15 protein-coding genes and 1 riboswitch are annotated in these 23,481 nt (G+C 74.5%); of the genes, 12 read left to right on the top strand and 3 right to left on the bottom strand.

The features are described 5' to 3' along the window. Positions 1-2 precede the first annotated feature (2 nt). A complete protein-coding gene (locus ACZ7LE_RS25110) occupies positions 3-3,209 on the bottom strand; it encodes an ATP-binding protein (RefSeq protein WP_470405942.1) in 3,207 nt (1,068 codons plus the stop codon). A gap of 231 nt (positions 3,210-3,440) precedes the next feature. On the opposite strand from ACZ7LE_RS25110, the gene ACZ7LE_RS25105 reads away from it, so the two are divergent. Further along, positions 3,441-6,665, top strand: a complete 3,225-nt coding sequence (locus ACZ7LE_RS25105; RefSeq protein WP_470405941.1) for an ATP-binding protein — start codon at positions 3,441-3,443, stop codon at positions 6,663-6,665. On the opposite strand, the gene ACZ7LE_RS25100 is transcribed toward ACZ7LE_RS25105, so the two are convergent. Together ACZ7LE_RS25100 and ACZ7LE_RS25095 are read right to left on the bottom strand one after the other, a co-directional pair. Beyond that, positions 6,646-7,995: an ABC transporter substrate-binding protein gene (locus ACZ7LE_RS25100; protein ID WP_470405940.1), complete on the bottom strand. Its 1,350-nt coding sequence runs from the start codon at positions 7,993-7,995 to the stop codon at positions 6,646-6,648. The genes ACZ7LE_RS25105 and ACZ7LE_RS25100 overlap by 20 nt on opposite strands. Before the next feature lie 131 nt (positions 7,996-8,126). After that, a complete protein-coding gene (locus ACZ7LE_RS25095; RefSeq protein ID WP_470405939.1) occupies positions 8,127-9,740 on the bottom strand; it encodes a UxaA family hydrolase in 1,614 nt (537 codons plus the stop codon). A gap of 155 nt (positions 9,741-9,895) precedes the next feature. Here ACZ7LE_RS25095 and ACZ7LE_RS25090 point away from each other — a divergent pair, with 155 nt between their 5' ends. From ACZ7LE_RS25090 to ACZ7LE_RS25040, 11 genes are all read left to right on the top strand, one after another. Beyond that, entirely contained in the window at positions 9,896-10,546 is a 651-nt protein-coding gene (locus ACZ7LE_RS25090) for an alpha/beta hydrolase (RefSeq protein ID WP_470405938.1), read from the top strand. Positions 10,547-10,621: 75 nt separating this feature from the next. Beyond that, a complete protein-coding gene (locus ACZ7LE_RS25085) occupies positions 10,622-12,025 on the top strand; it encodes an ABC transporter substrate-binding protein (protein WP_470405937.1) in 1,404 nt (467 codons plus the stop codon). Then, a complete protein-coding gene (locus ACZ7LE_RS25080) occupies positions 12,022-12,933 on the top strand; it encodes a carbohydrate ABC transporter permease (RefSeq protein ID WP_470405936.1) in 912 nt (303 codons plus the stop codon). Before ACZ7LE_RS25085 ends, ACZ7LE_RS25080 begins: the two co-directional genes overlap by 4 nt. Beyond that, entirely contained in the window at positions 12,930-13,832 is a 903-nt protein-coding gene (locus ACZ7LE_RS25075) for a carbohydrate ABC transporter permease (RefSeq protein ID WP_470405935.1), read from the top strand. The genes ACZ7LE_RS25080 and ACZ7LE_RS25075 overlap by 4 nt, the downstream gene beginning before the upstream one ends. A 30-nt stretch (positions 13,833-13,862) precedes the next feature. Then, positions 13,863-17,024 (top strand): hypothetical protein, encoded by a 3,162-nt coding sequence (locus ACZ7LE_RS25070; protein WP_470405934.1) that lies wholly within the window; start codon positions 13,863-13,865, stop codon positions 17,022-17,024. A 34-nt stretch (positions 17,025-17,058) separates the two neighbouring features. Further along, the gene (locus ACZ7LE_RS25065) at positions 17,059-18,480 is read left to right on the top strand and encodes a Gfo/Idh/MocA family oxidoreductase (RefSeq protein ID WP_470405933.1); all 1,422 of its coding nucleotides are present in this window, start codon (positions 17,059-17,061) and stop codon (positions 18,478-18,480) included. Positions 18,481-18,489: 9 nt separating this feature from the next. Continuing rightward, positions 18,490-19,485 carry a LacI family DNA-binding transcriptional regulator gene (locus ACZ7LE_RS25060; RefSeq protein WP_470405932.1) on the top strand — a complete coding sequence of 332 codons (996 nt, stop codon included), beginning with the start codon at positions 18,490-18,492 and terminating at the stop codon, positions 19,483-19,485. 126 nt (positions 19,486-19,611) lie between these two features. Next, a riboswitch (TPP riboswitch) is annotated at positions 19,612-19,697 on the top strand. Between the two features lie 74 nt (positions 19,698-19,771). Further along, complete coding sequence (locus tag ACZ7LE_RS25055) at positions 19,772-20,440, top strand: YkoF family thiamine/hydroxymethylpyrimidine-binding protein (RefSeq protein ID WP_470405931.1); 669 nt, start codon at positions 19,772-19,774, stop codon at positions 20,438-20,440. Beyond that, positions 20,433-21,059, top strand: coding sequence for an ECF transporter S component (locus ACZ7LE_RS25050; protein WP_470405930.1), 627 nt, complete (start codon positions 20,433-20,435; stop codon positions 21,057-21,059). The genes ACZ7LE_RS25055 and ACZ7LE_RS25050 overlap by 8 nt, the downstream gene beginning before the upstream one ends. Further along, entirely contained in the window at positions 21,049-22,728 is a 1,680-nt protein-coding gene (locus tag ACZ7LE_RS25045) for an ABC transporter ATP-binding protein (protein ID WP_470405929.1), read from the top strand. The genes ACZ7LE_RS25050 and ACZ7LE_RS25045 overlap by 11 nt, the downstream gene beginning before the upstream one ends. Further along, complete coding sequence (locus ACZ7LE_RS25040; protein WP_470405928.1) at positions 22,725-23,468, top strand: energy-coupling factor transporter transmembrane component T family protein; 744 nt, start codon at positions 22,725-22,727, stop codon at positions 23,466-23,468. The genes ACZ7LE_RS25045 and ACZ7LE_RS25040 overlap by 4 nt, the downstream gene beginning before the upstream one ends. Positions 23,469-23,481 lie beyond the last annotated feature (13 nt).

Here is a 23,481-nt window from a genome sequence, read left to right as displayed (position 1 = left end):
GGTCAGCGGTCGGCTGCCCCGCCCGGCAGGTCCCGGAGGAGCTGCTCGGCGCGGTGGGCGAACAGGTGGGCCTCCCGTTCCGTGGCGAGCGCCCGGGCTCGCTCGGCCGCCGCGCGGACGACGTCGTCCGGCTCGCCGGAGGCCCGCAGCAGCCGGGCGCGGACGAGCAGGAGGAAGCCCTCGGGGTAGCGCTGGCCGTGGGCCTCCAGCGCCTCGTCGGCGCGGTCGAGCGCTGCGGCCGCCTGGGTCAGGCTCCCTGCCGACAGCCACATCTCGGCGAGCAGCCCGTACCAGGTCGCCAGGCCGGACCGCGGCGGGTCGAGCAGCGCGGTGGCGATGAGCTCCTCCGCCCGACGCGCGGACCCGGCCGCGTCCCTGCCGGTCAGCGCCTGCACCCAGCACCGGGCCAGCCGCTGGTAGCTGCCGAGGAAGACGAAGGAGAACTCGGGATCCATGGCGATGCCCCGGTCCGCCGCCCGCAGGGCCCAGGCGGGCTCCCCGGCGAGGGCCGCGACGGTGACGGCGAACGCGGCCCAGACGGTGATCGCGTACGGGTCGTCCGCGGCGGCGGCCTCCAGGGCGTCGAGCTGCTCGCGGGCCGCGTCGACGTCGCCGTGCAGGGCCGTCATCAGCGCGAGCATCACGGGCGAGAGGAGCTGCAGGTCGTGCCGGAGCTGGTCCTCGCGGCCCACGGCGTCGTCGAGCATCGTGGTGCGGGACTTGCTCAGGTACCGGAAGGCCTCGCCGATGTTGCCGACGTCCCACTGGTGGATGCCCCAGGCGTGCTGCCCGTACGCCCGCACGACGGGGCTCGCCGAGGTCTCGCCGTGGTCGAGGAGCTGGCGGGCCAGGCGGCCGGCGAGGTCGAGCTCGATCCCCTGGGAGTACCCGGCCCACCGGGAGAAGAGGAAGTCGGCGGCCACGACCTCGTGCCCCAGTTCCCGGGCCAGGTGCTCGGCCCGCTCCAGCACGTCGATGGCCGAGGCGACGTACCCGGCGCGCATCCCGACCACCGCCGTGAGCTGCGACAGCGCCGACAGCTCCAGCTCGGCCAGTCCCGCGGCACGCGCGATGCGGGCGGCCGCCTGCAGGTGCTCCGCCGCCGCCTCGAACGCCGACTTCCCGGCCGCGCACCGGCCCGCCTCCACCAGGGCGTTCGCCGTGCGGGCGGGGTCGGAGAGCGGCCCGGCGGCCCACAGGTGGTGCGCGAGGCGTTCGGCGACCGGCTCGTGGTCGGGGCTCGTGCGCTCCAGCGCGTCTGCCAGCCGAAGGTGCAGCCGGCCCGCGTACAGCGGGGTGACGGTTCCCGCGACCGACTCGCGCACGACGTCGTGCGTGAACCGGACCGCGAACGGGTTGCCCGGCATCGGCTCGACCAGACCCGCGGCCTCCAGGGGCTCGAGCCGGTCGTGGCAGGTCGGCACGTCAAGGCCGGCGGCCTCGGCCAGGAGCGCCACGTCGATGTTCCGCCCGGCGAGGGCCGCGAGCCGCAGCAGGTCCCTGGCCTCGTCGTCCAGGGCGGCCATGCGGCCGCGGACGACGTCCACCACCGAGGACGGCACGCCGGCTCGCGCCACGGCCTCGGGGGTGAGCGCGCCGCTCTCGGCCAGCAGCCGAGACAGCTCCCGGACGAAGAACGCGTTCCCGCCGGTGCGGGCGTGGAGGTCGGCGGTGACCTCGGGACCGGGCGCCTGCCCGGTCTCCCGGCGGACGAGCTCCGCCACGTCAGCCGGGCGCAGCGGCCCGAGCCGGATCCGGCGCTGTCCCGGCGCACGGCTCACCGCCGCGAGCGTCCGGGCCAGCTCCGAGTCGGTCCCCGCCCGCTGGTCCCGGAGGGCGCCGATCACGACGGCTCCGCCGGGCAGCCGGGTCGCCAGGTGGGCGAGCAGCCGCAGGGAGGTGGCGTCCGCCCAGTGCAGGTCGTCGATCACCAGCACCAGCGGCCGGTCCGTACCCGCCGCGCCGATCACCGCGACCACCTGCTCGAACAGCCGGAACTGCAGGTTGCTGTCCGGCATGATGTCCCCGGCCAGCAGGTTGTCGTGCGGCTCCAGCAGCTGGCCGAGCTCGCCGGCCAGGGACTCCGCGCGTGCGTCCGCGGGCAGGCTGTCCAACAGCGCCCCGACGGCCTGGATCCACGGCCACATCGTCGGCGCGCCCGCTCCGTCGAGGCAGTTGCCCCACACGACCAGCGCGCCGCGCCGCTGCGCCTCGGCCGAGATCTCCTTGAGCAGACGCGTCTTGCCGACCCCCGGCTCGCCCTCCACGAGCGCGAGACCCGAGCCTGCGCCGAACGCCGGCTCCAGGACCTCCCGCAGCACGGAGATCTCGTCCGCCCGGCCGACGATGCCGGTCCCCGGACGCGGCGTCGCGGCCGGGCCTCCGGCCGTGGGCATCGGCCCGCGGAGCAGGTGTTCGCGCGCGTCACGCAACGCAGGCCCCGGATCGATGCCGAGCTCGTCGGCGAGACGGTCCCGCGCCGCCTCGTACACCGACATCGCCTCGGCCGTGCGCCCGGCGGCCGCCAGGGAGGTGACGAGACTCGCCTGGACCGGCTCGTGGAGCGGCTCCATCGCGGCGGCCAGGCGCAGGTGCGGCAGGACCCGCTCCGGCTCGCGCAGGTCCGCCGCGAGCTCGGCGGCCACCAGGCAGGTGTCGAAGAACTCCGCGTCCAGGCCCGCGAGGAGCCCGGTCGCGACCGGTTCGTGCAGCAGGCCCTCGCAGGCGGGGCCGGTCCAGAGCCTCAGCGCCTCGGCGTACAGATCGAGGGCGCCCGCCCGCCGCCCGTCGCCGGCTGCCCCCGCGGCCCGGTCCGTGAGCCGCCGGAACGCCACGAGGTCCAGCGTCTCCGGACCCGCTGTGCAGAGATAGGAGTCGCCACGGCGCACCAGGTAGGAGCTCGCCCCCCGGGTGGGGCGCTCGGGCTCCAGCAGGTGTCGCAGCGCCCCGACGTACTTGTGGATCGTGTTGAGGGCGCTCGCGGGCGCCGCGTCGCCCCAGATGGACTCGATCAGCTCGCCCGTCCCGGTCGGCTGTCCGACGCGGGCCAGCAGGACCGCCAGGAGGCAGGCCTGCTGCCGCGGTCCGGCGTCCAGCTCGACGTCGCCGCGCCAGATCCGCAGCGGTCCCAGCACCTGCAGCCGCAACGGCCCGGAGGCGGGTGACCGGGGACGGTCGTCGCGGGCGCCGGGGCCGGACGGCACGTCCATGGGCCCACCTCCCCGCTCGGCGTCTTCGTTTCGCGCGCGGGTCAGGGGCGCCGCGCGCGACATCAGAGTCTATGCCGGTGGGTGGGACCTGCCCCGGTCCCGGAGGCGGGTGATCTTTCCCGGTGCGACGGCGCTCCGGACGCTAGAGTCTGACCGTAGCCTGGACGGTCCGACCACCATCCGGCCGCACAGGATGCGGGTGTCGCGCCGATCGGGGTGTGGATGGTGGAAGTGGATGTTCAGCCCGTCGCCGTGGCTGTCGGCGCGGAGGCACGTGCGGCCGCCGGGACCGCGCTGCGGCTCCAGCTCCTCGGGCCGCTGCGGATCTGGCGCGGCGGCGTCGAGCTGGACACCGGGCCACGGCAGCAGGCGCTCCTGCTCGCGCTCCTGCTCGCGCACGACGGCGCCCCGGTCGGCCAGGGCGAGCTCGTCGACCTGATCTGGGGCGACCGCGCCCCGGGCAGCGCGCCGAACGTGGTGCACAAGTACGTCAGCGCGCTGCGGCGCCTGCTGGAGCCCGGGCTGGCGCGGCGCGGCGACAGCTCCTTCCTGCTGCGCCGCGGGGACGGCTACCTGTGGCAGTCCGGCGACGCGACCCTGGACCTCGCGACGTTCCGGGAGCTGGTCGGCGCCGCACGGGGCGCCCGCGACCGAGGACGGCACGACGAGGCGCTCGGCCGGTACGTCCAGGGGCTGAGGCTGTGGCAGGGGCCGGCCGGCGACGGGCTGACCCACGGGCCCGAGGCCGCGCCCGTCTTCACCGGGCTGGACCGTGAGTTCCTCGACGCGTGCACGGAGGCCGCCGACGTCGCCGTGTCCCGTGGCCGGCCCGAGCTCGTGCTCCCGTCGCTACGGCTGGCCGCCTCGATGGCCCCGCTGCACGAGCCGGTCCAGGCCGCCCACGTCACCGTCCTCGCGGCAGCGGGCCGGCAGGCGGAGGCCCTGTCGGTGTTCCGGACCGTCCGCGCGCGGCTGGCGGGGGAGCTCGGCATCCGTCCGGGTCCGGCTCTCGAGACGGCGCACCGCAGGGTGCTGCGCCAGGACGTCGTGCCGGCGGCGCCCTCCGGGACCGCGACGCCGCAGGCGGGCGGAGCGGACGCCGACGTCGCGCCACCGCCCGGGAGCGCCCTGGTGGGCAGGTCCGCCGAGCTCGCCGTCCTGCGCGCCGTGCTGGACGGTGCGCGCGCCGGCGGCACCGCGCTGGTGCTGGTCGAGGGGGAGCCGGGGGCGGGCAAGACCCGCCTGCTCGAGGAGGCGACCCGCACCGGCCACGACGCCCTCGAGGTCTGGGGCCGGTGCACCGACGGCGAGGGCGCGCCACCCCTGTGGCCGTGGGTGCAGGTGGTCCGCACCCTCCTCGACGCCCTGGACGAGCGGGAGCGGGAGCGGTGGCTGGCGGCGGGGCTCGGCCCGCTCCTCGACCCGCACGACGACGCCCTGACCGGGCAGGTCCTGTCCGGCGGCAGCGGCCAGTTCCGCCTGTTCGAGCACGTCGTCGCGCTCGTCGCCCACGCCGCCGCACGGCGGCCGGTCGTGCTCGTGGTCGACGACCTGCACTGGGCGGACACGGCCTCGCTCCGGCTGTTCGGTCACGTGGCGGCCCGGCAGCCGGCCGGCGTCGTCCTGCTCGGGGCGCTGCGCGACCGGGCCCCGGCGCCCGCCACCGAGCTGGCGCGGACACTCGCCGGCCTGAGCCGGTCCGCGGGCTACCGCCGCCTGCGCCTCGGCCCGCTCGGTGTGCACGAGGTGGGGGAGCTCCTGCGGGCCGAGACGGGCCAGGACCCCGATCCGGCCGCGGTACGCGCGCTGCACGCCCGCGCCGCGGGGAACCCGTTCTTCGTCCAGGAGCTGGCGCGGTCGGCCGCCGGGGCCGGCCGGCTCGACGCGGACGCCGCGGCGCGCGCCGGCATCCCGTCGACGGTGCGCGACGTCGTCCGCGACCGGCTGGCCGGGCTGGACGACGACGCGCGGCACGTGCTGGAGCTCGCGGCCCTGATCGGCCGTGAGGTCGACCTGAACCTGCTGGCCCGGGCCGCCGGGCTCGACGGCACGACCTGCCTGGCCCGCCTGGAGCCGGCCGAGGATCTCGGGCTGGTCGCCCTCGCGCCCGGGAACCCCAGCGCGGTGCGGTTCGCCCACGACCTCGTCCGCGAGTCCGTCTGCGAGATGACGGCGTCCCGGCGCGCGGCACGCCTGCACCTGCGCATCGCCGACGCGCTGGAGCACGCGCCCGACGGCGAGACCGTCCCGGAGCGCGTGGCGCACCACCTCTGGTCGGCGGGGCCGCTGGCGGAGCCGGCGCGCACCGCCGCCGCGCTGGTGCGCTCCGGGCGCCGGGCCGCGGCCAGGTCGGCGCTGGAGGCGGCGGAACAGCACCTCCGGCCGGCCGTGCGGGTGGCGCGGGGCGCGGGCCTGGCGGACGTCGAGCTGGCCGCGCTCACCGAGCTCACCGCGGTCATCGGGATGCGGTCGATGTACGCGGGCGCGGAGCTGCAGCTCCTGGAACGGGCCGAGCACCTGGCGCGGAGCCTGGGCCGCGAGGTGGAGGCCGCCGGGATCCTCTACTCCCGCTGGGCGGCGCACGTCCAGGGCATCGACCTGGCGCAGTGCGGCCCGCTGGCCGCGCGCCTGCGCGAGCAGGCCGAGCACTCGCAGCACCCGATCATCCGGACCTACGGCCTGCAGGCCTGGGGCATCCACCAGTACCACGTCGGCAACATCGGCGAGGGCTTCCGCTACCTCAGCCGGTCCGGGCAGACACTCCTCGCCGACGCCGCCGGACCGCCGACGGACCCCGTCCGGGCCGGTCTCCAGCTGCTGCTGACGGGGATGCTGGCGGAGACCACGGCGCTGCACGGCGACCTGGCGGGCGCGCGTGCCCTGCTCGACCGGCTCGAACCCGTCGACGACCGGTACACCGTCACGGCGTGGGCCACCTGGAGCACGCGCATCGCGGCCCTGGCGGGCGAGCCGGAGTGGGCGCTCCGTGCCGCGGAGCGGGGGATCGCCGTCGACCCGGAGCTGTCCTACGCCTTCCTGGGGACCTACCAGCGGCTTGCGCGGTGCTGGGGCCGGGCGATCACCGGCGAGGACCCGGCGGCCGCCGCCGACGAGGCCCAGCACATCATCGAGACGAACCTGGTCGACCCGGTCCGCTCCTGCGTCTCCACCTGGTACGGGCTGCTCGGCGAGATGCGGCTCGCGTCGGGACAGCTCCGTCTGGCAGCAGTCGCGCTGGACCGCGCCGAGCACCGCCTGGACGCCCACGGGCAGCGGTACGCCGAGGGGCTGATCCTGCTGCTCCGGGCCCGGCTGCTGCACGCGCAGGGCCGGCCGGTCGCCACCGTCCGCGAGGCGGCCTGGCGCGCGCGCCGGGTGTCGGCCGAACGGGAGGCGCACCTGTTCGTCCGTCGGGCCGACGCGTTCCTGGCCTCGCTCACGGTCCCGAGACGGTGAAGCCCTGTTCGTTGCCGTACTTGACGATGGAGTCCTGCCAGGCGCCCAGGCCGTCGGCCAGCCGCGTCGAGCCGGTGTACGCCTGGCCGACGGTGTCGGGGAACACGCTGTTCGCGTAGACCTGGTAGGGCAGGTACTGCCAGCCGGGGACGACGCCGGTGGCCGACGCCGAGAGCACCTCGTTGATCTTCTGCCCGCCGAAGTACTCCGGCTCCTTGCCCAGGAACTCGGGGCTGGTGAGGTCCGCCGTCGTGGCCGGGAAGTTCCCGTGGTCGAGCCGGACCTGCACGCCGTCGCCGGCGTTCGCGTACTGCAGGAACCCGTAGGCCAGGGCCTTCTGGGTGCTGGCCTCGGTGACCGACAGCGCGGAGCCGCCGTTCTCGGCCGTCGCGGTGGCGCCCGCCGTCCACTGCGGCAGGGGCGCGACGCGCCAGTCGCCCGAGGCGGCGGGTGCGCCGGACTCCAGGTTCGCGGGCATCCACGCGCCCGTCACCAGGGCGGCGATCGACCCGTCGCCGAGCCGCTGGAACCACTCGTCCGACCACTCCGGGACCTTGGCCACGAGGTCCTCGTCCAGGAGCTGCTGCCACATCCCGGCGAACCGCGCCGAGCCCTCGTCGGCGAGGTCGACGGTCACCGTGGTCCCGTCGACGGTGAACGGCGTCCCGCCCGCCTGCCAGATCATCGACGTCGCGAACCCGGCGTTGCCGTCGTCCGCGATGAGGTGGGTGTCGCTGTCGTGCGCGTGGATCGTGCGCGCCGCCTCGACGAACTCGTCCCAGGTCGCCGGTACCTCGGCGCCGGCGGCCTCGAAGGTCCGGGCGTTGTAGAACAGGGCCATCGGGCCGGAGTCCATCGGCAGGCCGTACACGGCGTCGCCGTCGGTCACCGAACCCCAGGTCCCGGGGGAGTAGGTGCCGTCGAGGTCGCCCGCGCCCAGCGGGGCGAGATCCGCGAGCGACCCCGCGATGGAGAACTGCGGCAGGGCGTAGTACTCGACCTGCGCGACGTCGGGCACGCCGGAACCCGCGCTGATCGCGTTCTGCAGCACCACGTAGTGGTCGTTGCCCGTGCCGACGTTCGCCAGCTCGACGTTCACGTTCGGGTACTCGGCCTCGAAGCTCTCGACGACCTGGTCCAGCGTGGGCTCCCACGCCCAGACCAGCAGGTCGCCGCCCTCCTCGAGCGCGGCGGAGACCGCGTCGGGGGACAGGTCGGCCGCCGCGCCGGTGACGGGCGAAGACCCGCACCCGGCCAGGACTGCCGCCGCGAGCCCCGTCGCGGCGAGCAGCGCGCCGGTGCGGCGGGGGATGCCGGTGCCTCGTGCCACAGGAGCTCCGTTTCGGGTCGGCGTCGACGTCTGCCAGGCAGGCACCCGTACGGTAGCGCCACCTCGAAGGATCCTGGGCATGGCGCGCACGGGGGAACCGTGGTGTGCGCGGACGCAGCGGAAGGCACCTGTCAGGTGACGGCGCCGAGGTGCCAGGGGATGAACTCCTCGGCGCCGATCTCCAGCTCCTCGCCGACGGTCTGCTGTCCGGACGCGACCGCGAGGATGTGGTCGAAGATCTGCCGGCCCACCTGGGCCACGGTCGCGGTGCCGTCCACGATGACGCCGGCGTTGAGGTCCATGTCCTCGGCCATCACCGAGTACATCGGGGTGTTCGTCGCCACCTTGATCGACGGGGTCGGTCGGCACCCGAACACCGACCCACGCCCGGTGGTGAACACGACGACGTTCGCGCCGCCCGCGACCAGGCCCGTCACGGAGACCGGGTCGTACCCGGGGGTGTCCATGAAGCCGAACCCGCGCTGCGTGATGGGTTCGGCGTACTCGTACACGGCACCCAGGTCGGCCTGCCCGCCCTTGGCGACGGCCCCGAGGGACTTCTCCAGGATGGTCGTGAGCCCGCCGGCTTTGTTGCCCGGTGACGGGTTGTTGTCCAGGGTGCCGCCGCCCGCGGCCACGTAGGTGCGCCACCAGTCGATGCGGTCCAGGAGCTTCTTCGCGACAGCGGGCTCGGTGGCGCGGGCCGTGAGGAGGTGTTCGGCGCCGTAGACCTCGGGGGTCTCGGCCAGCACCGACGTCGCGCCGTAGGCGACCAGGCGGTCCGACGCCCAGCCGAGGGCCGGGTTGGCGGTGATGCCGGAGTACCCGTCCGACCCGCCGCAGTTCAGTGCGAGGACCAGGTCGGACACGTCGCACTCGACGCGTTCGCGGGCGTTGACCAGGGGCAGCATCTCGCGGATCGCGGCGACCCCGGCCCGCACCGACGCCCGCACGCCGCCGGTCTCCTGGATGGTCAAGGACCGCACCACGGTGTCGTCCGCGATCGCGGCCAGCAGCCCGGACCGGGTCTCGTCGGGGGCGCCGATGCCGGGCATGCCGAGGTCGGCGACCTGCCCCGACCGGGCCGACAACGCGGCGCCCGGGACCATCTCGCAGCCCAGCCCGAGGACCAGCAGGCCCGTCACGTTGGGGTGGGCGGCGTAGCCGCGCAGGGTTCTGAGCAGGATCTGCCCGCCCTCGGAGTCCGGCACCAGCCCGCAGCCACTCGTGTGGGTCAGGGCGATGACACCGTCGACGTTGTCGAACTCGTCCAGCACGCTGCCGCGGAACTGGTCCGCGATCATCTTCGCCGTGGAGGCCGAGCAGTTCACGCTGGTCAGGATCGCGACGAAGTTGCGGGTCCCGACCCGGCCGTCGGCCCGGCGGTACCCGCGGAAGGTGGGCCGGGGCTCGTCGTCCGGCACCCGGAGCTCGTGATGCGTGCCGCCCAGCGGCGCCTCCCGTGACCCGTCCTCGAACCCGAGGTTGTGCGAGTGCACGTGATCCCCCGGAGCGACGGGAGCGGTGGCGACCCCGATGACCTGCCCGTACTTGCGCACCTGACCGCCGGTCGGTACGGGACGGAGGGCGATCTTGTGCCCGCGCGGCACGAGTTGTCCGACGTCGAGGTGCCCGACCTCGACCAGGCCACTCCCGGGAACCGCGACCCGATCACCCGGACTCAGGTCCCGCGTCGCGACGGCGACGTCGTCACCCTCCCGCAGCACGAGCAGATCATGTGACATGGCAACAACCTCCGGTGGCGACGGACTGCGGGGCTCGGCGACACCGGCTCCGACGTGGGCGAGCACAGGGCGGGAGCCCGCGCGCGACGACTTGCCGGCCTCCGGCGACCCGTGCCACGCTAGCCCTTCCCTAAAACCGGTTTCAAGGATAGACGATGACAGATCATGCGCTCGTGCTCCCCGGAGGTGGCTACCGGAGGCACGCCCCGCACGAGGCGGAGCCGGTGGCCGAGTGGCTGCGCGGGCTCGGCCTGCCGGCCAGCGTGCTGCGGTACCCGGTCGGGCAGCCGCACCCCGTGGCCCACCGTGCCGTCTCCGCCCGGGTCGCCGAGCTCCGGTCGCGCGGCGTCGAGCGGGTGCTGCTGGTGGGCTTCTCCGCGGGCGGCCACGCCGCCGGGCTGGCGGCGCTCGCCCCGGTGGACCCGGTCGCCCACGTCGACGGCGTCGTCCTCGGGTACCCGGTCGTGACGCTGGAGAACCACGTGCACCGGGACTCCGCCGAGGTCCTTCTCGGTGTGGAGGACACCCCCGCACGGCGCACGGCGCTGTCGCTCGACACCCTCGTGACGCCCGCCGCGCCGCCGTTCTTCGTCTTCCACTCGTTCGACGACCACAAGGTGCCGGCCGAGCACTCGCTCCTGCTCTCGTCCGCGCTGCGGGGCGCGGGGGTGCCGCACGAGCTGCACCTGTACCCCGTCGGCGGGCACGGCGTGGGTCTCGACGTGTCGTGGCTCGGGTGGGCGCGGGCGTGCGAGGCCTGGCTCGTCCGGGAGCGCTGGACGGCCCGGCGCGAGATCGGGGGTTGACAGCCCGGCGCTGCGGCGGGCAGTCTTCGTGAAACCGGTTTTATCGAAGAGCCGGAATCTACGAAGGGGTAGAGGATGCGACAGCGTCGTTGGAGCCGCGTCGGCGGTGTGGTCTCGAGTCTCGCGCTCGTCGGAGTCATGGTGAGCGGCTGCTCGGACGGGGCGGCCACGGGTACGGAGGCGCAGGTCGGGGCGGCCTGCGACCCCGAGGCCGACGTGACGATCACGGTGGGCGAGCGGCCGACGTCGGACCAGGCGGCCACGCTGGAGGCGTGGGAGAACGCGATCGCCGCGTTCGAGGAGCTGCACCCGAACATCACGATCGAGGACGAGGAGACCAAGTACGACGTCTCGACGTTCTCGGCGCTGCTGGTCGGCGGGACCCTGCCGACCACCCTGCAGGTGCCGTTCACGGACATCCAGGCGCTCATCGCGCGCGGGCAGGCCGCCGACATCACCACCTACGTCGCGGACGACGAGGTGCTGAGCCAGCTCAACCCGCAGGTCACCGGCGTCACGCAGGACGCGGAGGGGCACACCTTCGGCGTCGTCCGGGCCGCCTACACCATGGGTCTCGTGTACGACCGGGCGCTGTTCGAGCAGGCTGGCCTGGACCCGGACGCGCCGCCGGCCACGTGGGACGAGGTGCTGGACGCCGCCGCGACCATCTCCGAGAAGACGGGGGAGACGGGCTTCGTCATCCCCACCACCGGCAACGTGGGCGGCTGGCTCCTGACCTCGATGGCGTACTCGAACGGCAGCCTCGTCCAGGAGACGGACGGCGACACGACGACCGTCACCCTCGACACCCCGGGGATGCGGGAGAGCCTGGAGTTCCTGCACGACGTGCGCTGGGGGCAGGACGCCGCCGGCGACAACTTCCTGCACGACAACAACACCGTCCGGGACGACCTCGCGGCGGGCTACATCGGCCAGAGCCTGAACGGCGCGAACCTCTACAACAGCGTCGTGATCGGGCGCGGCATGCCCGCCGAGGACTTCGGGCTGGCGCCCTTCCCGGCGGGCGACGACGCCGTCGGCGTGCTGGGCGGCGGCAACATCCAGTGGTTCAACCCCAAGGCGACGCCGGACCAGCTCTGCGCGGCGCTCGAGTGGACCAAGTACTACTTCCTCGACCGCTACGTCGACGAGGAGGCCGCCACCACCTGGGCCGAGTCGCAGGTGGCCGACGACCTGCCCGTGGGCCTGCCCGAGGTGCCCGTCGTCTCCGAGGAGCAGTACGAGACCTTCCTCGGCTGGATCGAGCCGCAGGTCAACGTGCCGCGGGAGAACTACCAGGCCTACATCGACAGCCTGCCCGACGCGACCATCGTGCCCGAGCCCGCGGTCAAGGCGCAGGAGCTGTACGCCGCCCTCGACCCGGTGGCGCAGGCCGTGCTCACGCGCGAGGACGCCGACCCCGCCGAGCTGCTCCAGGCCGCCCAGGCGCAGGTGCAGGACCTCGTCGACGCCGGATGAGGAAGAACAACGTGTCACCGGCCGCCACGCTGCTGTCGTGGGTGCGCGGCGGCGGGGTCGGGACCCTCGTGATGTTCCTCCCGCTGCTGCTCACCTTCGGGTACTTCGCGTGGTGGCCGATCGCGAAGAGCCTCATCCTCGCCTTCCAGCGCACGGACCTCATCACCGAGCCCACCTGGGTGGGACTGAGCAACTTCGAGCGGGTGCTCGCCGACCCGCTCCTGTGGACCGCGCTCGGCAACACGGCCTGGTTCGCGGTGCTCGCCCTGGTGATCGGGTTCCCCCTGCCCATCCTGATGGCCGTGGTCATGGCGGAGCTGCGGCGCACGCGGCAGATCACGAGCGTGCTCGCCTACCTGCCCGTGATCATCCCGCCGGTGGTGAGCGTGCTGCTGTGGAAGCAGTTCTACGAGCCGTCGGACACGGGCCTGTTCAACAGCGGGCTCGCCCGGCTGGGCATCGAGCCCGTCGGCTGGCTCCAGGAGCCGGCGCTCGCCATCCCGAGCATCGTGATCCAGTCCACCTGGGCGTCGGCGGGCACCGCGACGATCATCTACCTCGCCGCGCTCATGTCGATCCGCACCGAGCTGTACGACGCCGCCGAGGTCGACGGCGCGTCGATCCTGCAGCGCACGTGGCACGTCACGCTGCCGCAGCTCCGGGGCGTGATCCTGCTGATGCTCCTGCTCCAGCTCATCGGCACCATGCAGGTCTTCACCGAGCCGTTCGTCATGACCGGCGGCGGCCCGGAGAACCGCACCGTGACCCTTCTGATGCTCGTGTACAACTACGCCTTCCTCTCGGGCGACTTCGGCAAGGCCACGGCGCTCAGCCTGCTGCTCGCGGTCGGCCTGGGCCTCCTGTCCGCCGTCTACCTGCGGCTCACCCGGAAGTGGAGCGAGTCATGACCACCCTGACCACCGCCGACGCCGAGGAGCGCTCGAACGTCTCGACGCTCGACCGGTCGCGCCGGTCCGTGCGGATCACCACGCGGGTGCTCGCCGTGCTGCTCGTGGCCGCCCTGTGCCTCGTCGCCCTCGGTCCGCTGCTGTGGCTGTTCAAGGCCGCCCTGTCCACCAGCCAGGACATCCTGCGCGAGCCGTTCGCGTGGTGGCCCAGCGGCGTGCAGTGGCAGAACCTCGGCGACGCGTGGTCGCAGATCCACGTGGGGCAGTACCTGCTCAACACCGTGTGGGTGGCCGCGGGGTGCTGGTTCTTCGGGCTGCTGGTCGCCCTGACCGGCGGCTACGGCATCGCGGTGCTGCGGCCCCGGTACGCCCGGGTCGTGAACGGGGCCGTGCTGGCGACCTTGTTCATCCCCGGCGTCGTTTCCCTCATCTCGCTCTACGTCACGGTGCTCGACGTGCCGCTGATCGGCGTCAACCTCGTCAACACGTTCTGGGCGGTCTGGCTGCCGTCGGCGGCCAGCGCGTTCAACGTGCTGCTCGTGGCGCGTTTCTTCGACGGCCTGCCGCGGGACGTGTTCGAGGCCGCGCGGATCGACGGCGCGGGGGTGTTCCGCGTGTTCTGGTCGATCGTCCTGCCCATGTCGCGCCCCGTGATCGGCGTCGTGTCCCTGCTGACGATCGTCGCGTCGTGGAAGGAGTTCCTCTGGCCGCTGCTCGTGCTGCCGTCGCCGGACCTCCAGCCGCTGTCGGTCGGGCTGTACCGCGTGGCCGACACGGCCCCGACGAACCTGCTCATGGCGGGGATGTTCATCTCGGTGGTCATCCCGGTCGTGCTGTTCCTCGTGTTCCAGCGCCAGTTCCTGCGGAGCGCCGGCCAGGCCGGCGCCGTGAAGGGCTGACCGATGACGGTCAGCCGGAGGGAGAACCTGATGCGTGTTGCCTCAAGATGGCCCCTTTCTGCCGTCCTCGCCCTGCTCACCTCGACCACCCTGCTCGTCGGACTGCTCGCAGGCCTCATGCTGGTTGCCCCGCCGTCCGCACGCGCCGACCTCGCCGCCTCCGACTCGTTCCCGGGGTGGACCACCACGGTCTCGGGGAGCCCCGAGTTCGTGGTCACCGCGGACACCGCCGGAGCCCAGGACGGCGCGGCCGCCGCCCGTGTCGACTTCGACTCCCCGTACTCGGCCTCGTACGTGGACCTGCGGCAGAACATCCGCGCCAACGGCGGCGTCACCTACGACATGAGCGTCTGGGTGCGCACGCAGGACCTCTCCGCGTCCGACGCCGCGTACGTGGTGCTCAGCGGCGACCACGCCCAGCGGGTCGAGCTGCCCACCGGCACGAACGGCTGGACCCGCCTGGAGTGGAGCTATACCCAGCCCGCGGGCAGCATGACCTTCGTCCTGCGGTTCCTCGTGCGCGGCACCGGGACCGTCTGGTTCGACGACGCCCGCATGTCCGTGGCGGGCGACGACGAGAACCTCGTGGTCAACCCGTCGTTCGAGCAGCACGAGCCGCCGCCCGGCACGCTCGCGTTCGCCGACACCGCTCTCGTGTACGAGACGGGCGACGCGCACGTCGGCATCAAGACGGTCGCCGACGGCGTCGCGTGGGAGCTGCGCGCCTCCTCCGGGCAGCGGCTCGACACGGGGACGGCGGCCGCCACGGCGGGCGTGGCCTCGGTCGACCTGTCGGCGCTGCCCGCCGGCTACTACGGCCTCACCCTCTCCATCACGGAGCCCGAGCCCCTGACCCGCACCGGCACCCTGGCCGTCGTCGACCCGCTGGGCTCGTCGGGGCCGAACACCGAGGTAGGCGTCGCCGCCCACGTGAACCGCTACTCCGTGGACCAGATCGACGCGCTCATGGGGCCGCTCGGCGCCGGGACAGTCCGCGAGGGACCGTCCTGGGACACCATCGAGACGTCGCCCGGGGTGTACGAGTTCCCCGCGCTGTTCGACGCCCAGATCGCGGCCGCGAAGGCCCGCGGCGAGCGCCCGATCGTCATCCTCGCCTACTTCAGCCGCTGGTACGACGGTGGCAAGACGCCCAGCTCGCCCGAGGGCATCGCCGCCTACGCGCGCTACGCCGCGGCCGCCGCCGAGCACTACGGCTCGGGCGTCGACTACGAGGTCTACAACGAGTTCAACCACACCTTCAACACCGGTGCCTGCGGCATGACAGCCGCCTGCTACCTCGAGCTGCTCGAACCGGCCGCCGCCGCGATCCACGAGGCGGCCCCCGGTGCCCGCGTCGTCGGACCCGTCAGCGCGGGCGCGCGGTGGGACTTCATGGAGGACCTGTTCGCCCTCGGCGGCCTGGACCACCTGGACGCCGTCAGCTATCACACCTACGACTTCCCCGGCGCGCCCGAGGGCCGCACCGAGGCCGGCGTGGCGACCCTGCGGGGCCTGATCGACGAGTACGCGCCCGGCTCCGACATCCCCATCTGGCTGAGCGAGCACGGCTGGCCGACGACGACCGGCGGCACGACCGAGCAGCAGCAGGCCGCCTACGTCGTGCGCTCGGCCGCGCTGCTGGAGGCCGCGGGCGTCGAGCGCACCGTCTACTACGAGCTCATCGACTCCGGCGCCAACCGCGCCGAGCCCGAGCACAACTTTGGCATCAGCCGGCTGCCCACGGGCGGCGGCACCGCGCTCACGCCCAAGCCCGCCTACCCGGCGCTCGCGGTCTACAACCGGCAGACGGCGGGGCGCACGCTGACCGAGCTCCGGCGCCTCGACGGCGCGGTGGTGGCCGACTTCGCGGACGCGGCCGGCGGCGTCGTCCGCATGGTGTGGGCGACGGGCGACCCGGTGACCGTGGCCGTGCAGACCGGTCCGTCCTCGCGGCTGGTCCGGGGCGACGGGCGGTCCTGGCGTGCCCTGCCGAACGCGACCGTCGAGCTCACGGTCGGGGGCGACCCCGTCTACGTGACCGGCGCGGCCGGCACCCCGGCGGTCGTCGCCGACGCGGCGGCGCAGGTCACCACGCCCGACCAGATCCCGCTCGGCGGCGGCGCCTCGGTCCCCGTGACCGTGGACCGCGCGGCCCTGGGCGTGACCGGCGACGTGAGCGTCGTCGGCCCGGTCGGGGGCGGGGTCACCCTGACCGGCACCGGCACCGAGGTGCAGGGCGTGCTCGACCTGGAGCCGATGCGCGAGGCGGGCGAGCGCCCCGTCGCCTACACGGTGCGCAGCGGCGACGCGGTGGTCGCCTACGTCGGCGACACCACCGAGGTCGTGCAGAACCCCGTGCTGTCCTTCGGGCCGGTCGCGGACCGGAAGGGCGGCGTCGGGCTCGCGCTCGGCACCCGGAACCTGCCGGGCGGCGACGCCGTGGACGTGGCCGACGTCGGCTGGACCGTCGGCGAGGCGTCCGGCACCGTCCCCGCCTTCTCCGTGGGCACGGGGCAGACCGCGACGTCGGCGATCGACGGCGCGGCGCTCACCCCGTGGCAGCCCACGAAGTTCGCGGTCTCGCTGACGGCGGCGGGCGAGACCCGGAAGCTCACCGGCACCACGGCGCTGGCCCCGGTCGCGAAGGAGCCGCACCGCGCCGCCGTCGTGGACTGGCGCGCCCGCGGCACCTACGTCGCGCTCAGCGGCGGCACGCCGGACGCGGACGACCTGGGCGGCACCTTCGCGCTGTCGTGGAGCGACCGCGGCCTGCGGGTCCGCGCGGTGCTGCGCGACGAGGACCACCTTCCCTCCGCCGCGGTGGACCGGCTCTGGGCGGGCGACTCGATCCAGCTCGCCGTCGCGCGCGGCCTACCCGGGCAGGACCCGGCCTCGCGCGTCGAGCTCGGCATCCACCCCGGCGAGACGGCGTCCGTCTACCGGTACACGGCCCCGGCCGGGACCGTCAGCACGGTCAGGGCCAAGGTCGTGCGCAAGGCCGGGACCACGACGTACGACGTCGTGGTGCCCTGGGCCGAGCTCGGCGTGGACCCGAAGGACGGCGCGTTCTCGTTCTCCCTGCTGGCCAACGACAACGACGGCGGCACCCGCCAGGGGTTCCTGGAGTGGGGCAGCGGCATCGGGCCGAGCAAGAACGCCGCGTTCTTCGTCCCGGTCGTGCCGGTCCGTTGACCCCTCACTTCCCACGAACCCGGAGGACACAGCCATGACACGCACCACCGACCGCCGCTCGCGGTACGCCCTGATCGGCACGGGAGGCCGCGCCCAGCTCTACCTCGACGCGCTCACCGGCCCCTACGCCGCGGAGGCCGAGCTCGTCGCCTGGGGCGACACCAACGCCGGGCGGCTCGACTGGAACGAGCGGCGGCTCGCCGAGGCGGGGTATCCGGCGCCGGAACGCATCGACCTGGGCGCGATCACCGCCTACGTCGCGGACGCGGGCATCGACCGGGTGATCGTCACCGCCCCGGACCACGCGCACGCCGACCTCGTGGTCGCCGCCCTGCACGGCGGGGCCGACGTCGTGGTCGAGAAGCCGCTGACGACCGACGCCGAGGGCGTGCGCCGCATCGCGGAGGCCGTCGAGGCCACCGGGCGCGACGTCGTCACGACCTTCAACTACCGCTACTCGCCCCGCAACGCCGCGCTGAAGGAGGTCGTCGCGCGCGGCGACCTCGGCGAGGTCACGTCCGTGCACTTCGAGTGGCTCCTGGACACCTCGCACGGCGCCGACTACTTCCGCCGCTGGCACCGGCGCAAGGAGAGCTCGGGCGGGCTGCTCGTGCACAAGTCGTCCCACCACTTCGACCTCGTCAACTGGTGGCTCGCCGACCTCCCGACGCGCGTCTACGCCAGCGGCGGGCTCCGCTTCTACGGCGACGTCAACGCCGCCCGGCGCGGGCTGGGCCCGCGCCCCGCCCGCGGCACCCACGACGGCGCCCACCTCGACCCGTTCGCGCTCGACCTGCGCGACCACGAGCTGCTGCGCGGCCTGTACCACGAGCAGGAGGGCCACGACGGGTACCTGCGCGACCAGGACGTGTTCTCCGCCGGGATCGACATCGAGGACAACCTGTCGGTGATCGTCGACTATGCGCGGGGCGCGACCATGACGTACGCACTGAACGCGCACGCCCCCTGGGAGGGCTATACGGTCGCGATCAACGGCACCCGGGGACGCGCGGAGCTCTCGGTCGTCGAGCGCGGCGCAGTCTCGTCCCGGGCCGCCGCACGGCCCGTCGACCCGTCGGCGCAGGGCGACCCGGCGGAGGGCGACGACCTGCGCCCCACGGGGGAGCGGCTGCTGGTCCAGTCGCACTTTGGCACCGCCCGCGAGGTTCCCGTGCCGCAGGCCACGGGCGGGCACGGCGGCGCCGACGACGCACTGCTCCGCGACCTGTTCCTGGGTGCGGGCGACGGCGCCGACCGCGACGAGCTCGGCCGCGCCGCGTCCTGGCTCGACGGTGTCCGGGCGCTCGCGGTCGGTGTGGCGGGCAACGCGTCGCTGGCCGGCGGCGGGCCCGTCGTCGTCCGCGACCTCCCGTTCGGCGCGGCGCGCGAGGCGTTCGGCGGCGACCTGGCCGACGTGCCCGCCGAGGTGCCCGGACCTGCGGCGACGGCTCGCTAGGATCATCGGATGGCGACACAACGCGCCGTGCGCCTGAGCGACGTCGCCGCGGTGGCCGGCGTCTCGAAGGCGACCGCCTCCAAGGCGCTCAACGACAGCCCGGTGGTCTCGCCGGCGACCAAGGCCCGCGTGCTGGAGGCCGCCGAGCGCCTGGACTTCCGGCCCAACGCGCTCGCCCAGTCGTTCGCGTCGGGCCGGAGCCGGACCGTCGGGCTGCTGACCCACCGCGCGACGGCGACCTTCTCCCGGCCGGTCGTCATGGGCGCCGTCCTGCGGCTCGGGAGCCGGGAGCGTGCCGCGCTCGTGTTCGACGGCCGCATAGACGCCCACCGCGACATGACCGAGAGCATCCGGACCCTGCAGGACCGGCGCATCGACGGGCTGCTGGTGGTCGGGTCCGGCTACGCGCGCGTGACCCCGTCGATCACGCACCAGTTCGAGGTCCCGGTCACCTACGCCTTCGCCGCCACCGACGACCCCGGCGACTACGTCTTCCTGCCGGACAACGAGCAGGCCGGGTATCTCGCCGGGCGGCACCTCGTCGAGCGCGGCCGGACCCGGATCGCGCACGTCACCGCGCAGGCCGACGACCTCGCGGTGCGGCGGCGCGCCGCCGGCCTGTCACGGGCGCTGGAGGAGGCCGGTCTGGCACCCGTCACGACCCTGCACGGATCCTGGCGCCGTGAGTGGGGCGAGCAGGCCCTGCACCTTCTCGACGAGGGCGGCCTGCCCTTCGACGCCGTGTTCTGCGGCAACGACCACATCGGGTTCGGCGTGCTCGACGCCCTGGAGGCGCAGGGTCGCCGGGTGCCGGACGACGTGTCCGTGATCGGCGTCGACAACTGGGAGGAGGTCGTGATCGACCAGAAGCTGCGCCGCCTCACCACGATCGACCTCGACCTCATGGGTGTGGGGCGGGTCGCGGCCGACAACGTCATCGAGCCGGCCGCGACCGGGGGAGAGCGGTTCGTCGAGCCGATCCTCGTCCAGGGGCCGTCCACCTGACCGAGCCCGGGGCGATGGCCGTGAGCACGTTGGGCGGGTCGGGTAGGCGCGCGTCCCGGGCTTGACCAGAGCCTGGGCGATTGCTCTCACTATTCGGACATTCGCGGCTGTTATGGTGGGCGCCGAGCACGGGAGTCCGGTAGGCCGGGCTGAGAGGGAGTAATCGAACTCCGACCGTTGAACCTGATCCGGATCATGCCGGCGCAGGAAGCGACCTCAGGGCGTGGCCGTACCGGTCCCCGTCCTCCTGTGCCCGACGGATATCCGACGGACAGGGGAGGACCTGATGGCGAACCACGCCACGGCAACGGACGAGACCGCCGAGCTGCGCGGCGACCCGATGCGCTTCGGCGTCGGCGCGCGGATCACCGCGGCGGTGATGTCGGACGACTACGTCGACGTGATCCTGGGCGCGCTGCGGCAGGCCGACGCGACCGGTCTGGTCGTCGAGACCGGCGACGTGAGCACCTACGTGGGCGGCGCCGAGGCCGACCTGCTGCGGTACGTGACCGACCTGACGGCCGGGATCGCGGCGTCGGGCAAGCACGCCGCGATCACCGTGCACCTGTCCCGGGGCTGCCCGGGCGAGGTGGCCTGCGACCTGCCGGGCGGGGCCGGCCCGCGGGTCACCGAGGTGCCCCGGGGGCGCGACACCGGCCGGTTCGTCTCGGCCGAGTGGGCGCTGTACCCGCTGGCCGACGACGTCCGCGCGGACGTCACGCCGGACCACATGCGCGACATCTACGCCGCGATCGAGCTGGCCAAGGACAACGGCACGTTCCGCGGCTCGCAGCACTTCGTCACCCGCCTGGAGGGCGACGCCGGACGGGTGCTCGCCAGCGCCTTCGCCGGCTGGGTCCTGGCGGGCCGCACGGTGCAGCACGTCACCAGCCACCTCACCCTCTCGGTGAACAGCCCGAGCCACGTCCGCGCCCCGGGCGGCACCGGTGAGTGAGCCGACGACGCGCCGCCGGGCGCGGCTGCCGCTGCGCGACATCGTGCTCATGGTGATGCTCGGCGTGGTGTTCGGATTCCTGTACTGGGCGCTCGTGCAGGCGTGGAACGGGCTCGCCGTGGCGATGGGACCGGCGGGCGACCTGGCCCAGCACGTGCTGCTGGGCGGCTGGCTGCTCGTGGCGCCGATCGCGGTCGCGATCATCCGCAGGCCGTTCGTGGGCATCATCGCCGAGGTGATCGCCTCCGTCGTCGAGGTGGTGTTCCTCGGCTCGCCGGTCGGGCCGCTCCTGCTGGTGGCTGCGGCGATCCAGGGCGCCGGCAGCGAGCTCCCGTTCGCGCTGACCCGCTACCGTCGGTTCGGGTGGGGCGTGTACGCGGTCTCGGGCCTGCTGGGCGCGGGCCTGGTCTTCGTGTGGTCCGCGTTCCGGTTCGGCTGGTACGGACAGGACATCCTGGCGCTGCGCCTGGGCATCCAGCTCGTCTCCGGCCTCGTGCTGGGCGGCCTGCTCGCCAAGGTGATCGTCGACCGCCTGCACGGCACCGGCGTGCTCGACGAGTTCGCCATCGGCCGGGCGGACGCCGCGCTCCGCGGACCCGTGGCGCGCCGTGAGCGCTGACGCCGTCGTGGCGGCCGCCGACGTCGGGGCGACCGTCGTCGAGACCGCCGGACTGGAGGCGGTCTACGGCACCGGCGACGGGGTGGGACCCGTCGACCTGCGCATCGAGGCGGGGCAGAGCGTGCTCGTGCTCGGCCCGTCGGGCTCCGGCAAGTCGACGCTGCTCCGGCTGCTGCACGGCGCCGTCCCGCACGCCGTCCACGCGCAGGTGGACGGCGCGGTGCACGTCGCCGGCCGGTCCGTGGCCGACACCGGGATCGCGGGGCTCGCCGACGTCGTGGGCGTCGTGGCCCAGGACCCGGAGTCGGGCGTGTGCCTCCCCGACGTGCTCGACGAGGTCGCGTTCCCGCTCGAGAACCTCGCGATCGACCCCGCCCTCATCGAGCCCGCCGTGCGCACGGCGCTCGACCGGGCGGGGGCTTCGGGCCTCGCCGGGCGGGCGACGGCGGAGCTGTCGGGCGGGGAGCTGCAGCGTGTGGCGCTCGCGGCGGCCGTCGCGCCGTCGCCCCGCCTGCTGCTGCTCGACGAGCCGACCTCCATGCTCGACGCCGCCGGGATCGACGCCGTGCGCAGCGCGCTCGACGTGGTGCGGCGGGAGACCGGCGCCGCCTGCGTGCTCGTGGAGCACCGCCTCGACGAGCTGGCGGGCGACGCCGGGGCAGCGGCCCTCCCGGAGCGCTGGATCGTGCTCGGCGCCGACGGCCGCGTCCGGCACGACGTCGCCGTCGGCGACCTCACCGTGCCGCTGCTCCGGGACCTGGTCGGCGAGGGCTGCTGGCTCCCGCTCGACCTGGAGCTGGCAGCGCTCCTGGGCGACGTCGCGGGCGGGTCCCTGGCGGCGCGGCTGCTGCGGGAGCTCGGCCGGGACGACGTCCCGTCCCGCCTCACCCCGCCCGACGGCCCCACCCTCCGCGCCCGCGGCCTGTCCGTGGCGCGCGGCCCCCGGGGCCGACGCCGCGAGGTGCTGCGCGGGGTCGACCTCGAGCTCCACCCGGGGACCACGACGGCGCTGGTCGGCGCCAACGGCAGCGGCAAGTCCACGCTGCTGACCTGCCTCGCGGGCCTCGACCGGCCGGCCGCGGGCAGCGTGGACGGCCCCCGGGCCGGGCTCGTGTTCCAGAACCCGGAGCACCAGCTCACCGCCACGACGGTGCGCCAGGAGGTGGCGCACGGCCTGCCGCCCGACGCCGCGCCCCGGGTCGACGAGGCCCTGGCCCGCTTCGGGCTCACCCGGCTCGCCGACCACAACCCCTACCGGCTCTCCGGCGGGCAGAAGCGCCGCCTCAGCCTCGCGGCGATGCTCGTGCACGACCACCCGTTCCTGCTCGCCGACGAGCCCGGCTTCGGCCTGGACCGGCACGCCTCGGTGGGCGTGCTCCGGGCGCTGCGCGACGCCGCCGCCGACGGCCGCGGCGTGCTGTTCTCCAGCCACGACCTGCGGGCCGTCGCGGGCTACGCCGACCGGGTCCTCGTGCTCGCCGACGGCACCCTGCTGGCCGACACGACACCGCTCGACCTGCTCCGCGACGAGCCGCTGCTCGCGCGCGCGGGACTGCGCCCACCCGCCCTGCTCCGCCGGCTGGCGCACGAGGTCCGCGACGGGCACGAGCTGGCCGAGGCGCTGCGCGCCATGGACGCCGCCGCCCTGACGCTGGGCGTGGCCGCGTGACGGCCCCCACCCCCTACCTGGGCCGCCGCAACCCGTCGGTCAAGGCGGCGATCCTGCTCGCCGCCTCGCTCGCCACCCTCGGCTTCCTCGACCCGCGTCCGCTGCTCGGCCTCTACGCGCTCGCGGTCGTCGCGGTCGGGGTCGCCGCCCGCGTCCCGCCGCGCACCCTGGTGCTGGGGCAGGTGCCGTTCGTCGTGTTCGGCGTGGGGCTTGTCGCCGTCAACGGCCTCAGCCGGCCGGGCACCCCGCTCGTGCCGGGCGCGCCCGTCAGCGTCGAGGGGCTGACGGTCGGCGTCGCCCTCGCGCTGCGCGGCCTCGTCATCGGTGTGCTCACGATCGGGTTCCTGGCCTCCACGCCGCCCCGAGACCTGATGGTGAGCCTGGTGCAGCACGCCCGCCTCAGCCCCCGGTACGCCTACCCGGTGCTGGCGGGCCACCGCATGCTCACGGCGATGCCCGCGCGGTGGGCCACCGTCCGGGCGGCGCAGGCGGTGCGCGCGCCCCTGCGCCGCGGGCGTCCCCGGTTCGGCCTGCCCGACGCCGGGCGGGCCGCCTTCGCGCTGCTGGTCACCTCGATCCGGTCGGCCGAACGCATCGCGCTGGCGCTGGAGTCCCGGGGCCTCGGCGAGCGCCCCCGCACCGTGTGGCGTCCCGTCCCGATCGGCCGGGGGGACGTCGTGCTCGCGCTGGTGGTGACGGCCGCGTGGGTGGCGGCCGTGGTGGTGGACCTCCGGCTCTGACGTCCGGCCGGGC

It is taken from the genome of Promicromonospora sp. NPDC110617, assembly GCF_055598465.1.
This window is presented reverse-complemented; position numbering and strand designations above follow the sequence as displayed.

Bases quoted from the DNA above. Each gene is read 5' to 3' on its own strand.
- ACZ7LE_RS25110 (WP_470405942.1), bottom strand. From the start codon at position 3,209: ATGGACGTGCCGTCCGGCCCCGGCGCCCGCGACGACCGTCCCCGGTCA.
- ACZ7LE_RS25095 (WP_470405939.1), bottom strand. From the start codon at position 9,740: ATGTCACATGATCTGCTCGTGCTGCGGGAGGGTGACGACGTCGCCGTC.
- ACZ7LE_RS25090 (WP_470405938.1), top strand. From the start codon at position 9,896: ATGACAGATCATGCGCTCGTGCTCCCCGGAGGTGGCTACCGGAGGCAC.
- ACZ7LE_RS25085 (WP_470405937.1), top strand. From the start codon at position 10,622: ATGCGACAGCGTCGTTGGAGCCGCGTCGGCGGTGTGGTCTCGAGTCTC.
- ACZ7LE_RS25080 (WP_470405936.1), top strand. From the start codon at position 12,022: ATGAGGAAGAACAACGTGTCACCGGCCGCCACGCTGCTGTCGTGGGTG.
- ACZ7LE_RS25075 (WP_470405935.1), top strand. From the start codon at position 12,930: ATGACCACCCTGACCACCGCCGACGCCGAGGAGCGCTCGAACGTCTCG.
- ACZ7LE_RS25070 (WP_470405934.1), top strand. From the start codon at position 13,863: ATGCGTGTTGCCTCAAGATGGCCCCTTTCTGCCGTCCTCGCCCTGCTC.
- ACZ7LE_RS25065 (WP_470405933.1), top strand. From the start codon at position 17,059: ATGACACGCACCACCGACCGCCGCTCGCGGTACGCCCTGATCGGCACG.
- ACZ7LE_RS25060 (WP_470405932.1), top strand. From the start codon at position 18,490: ATGGCGACACAACGCGCCGTGCGCCTGAGCGACGTCGCCGCGGTGGCC.
- ACZ7LE_RS25055 (WP_470405931.1), top strand. From the start codon at position 19,772: ATGGCGAACCACGCCACGGCAACGGACGAGACCGCCGAGCTGCGCGGC.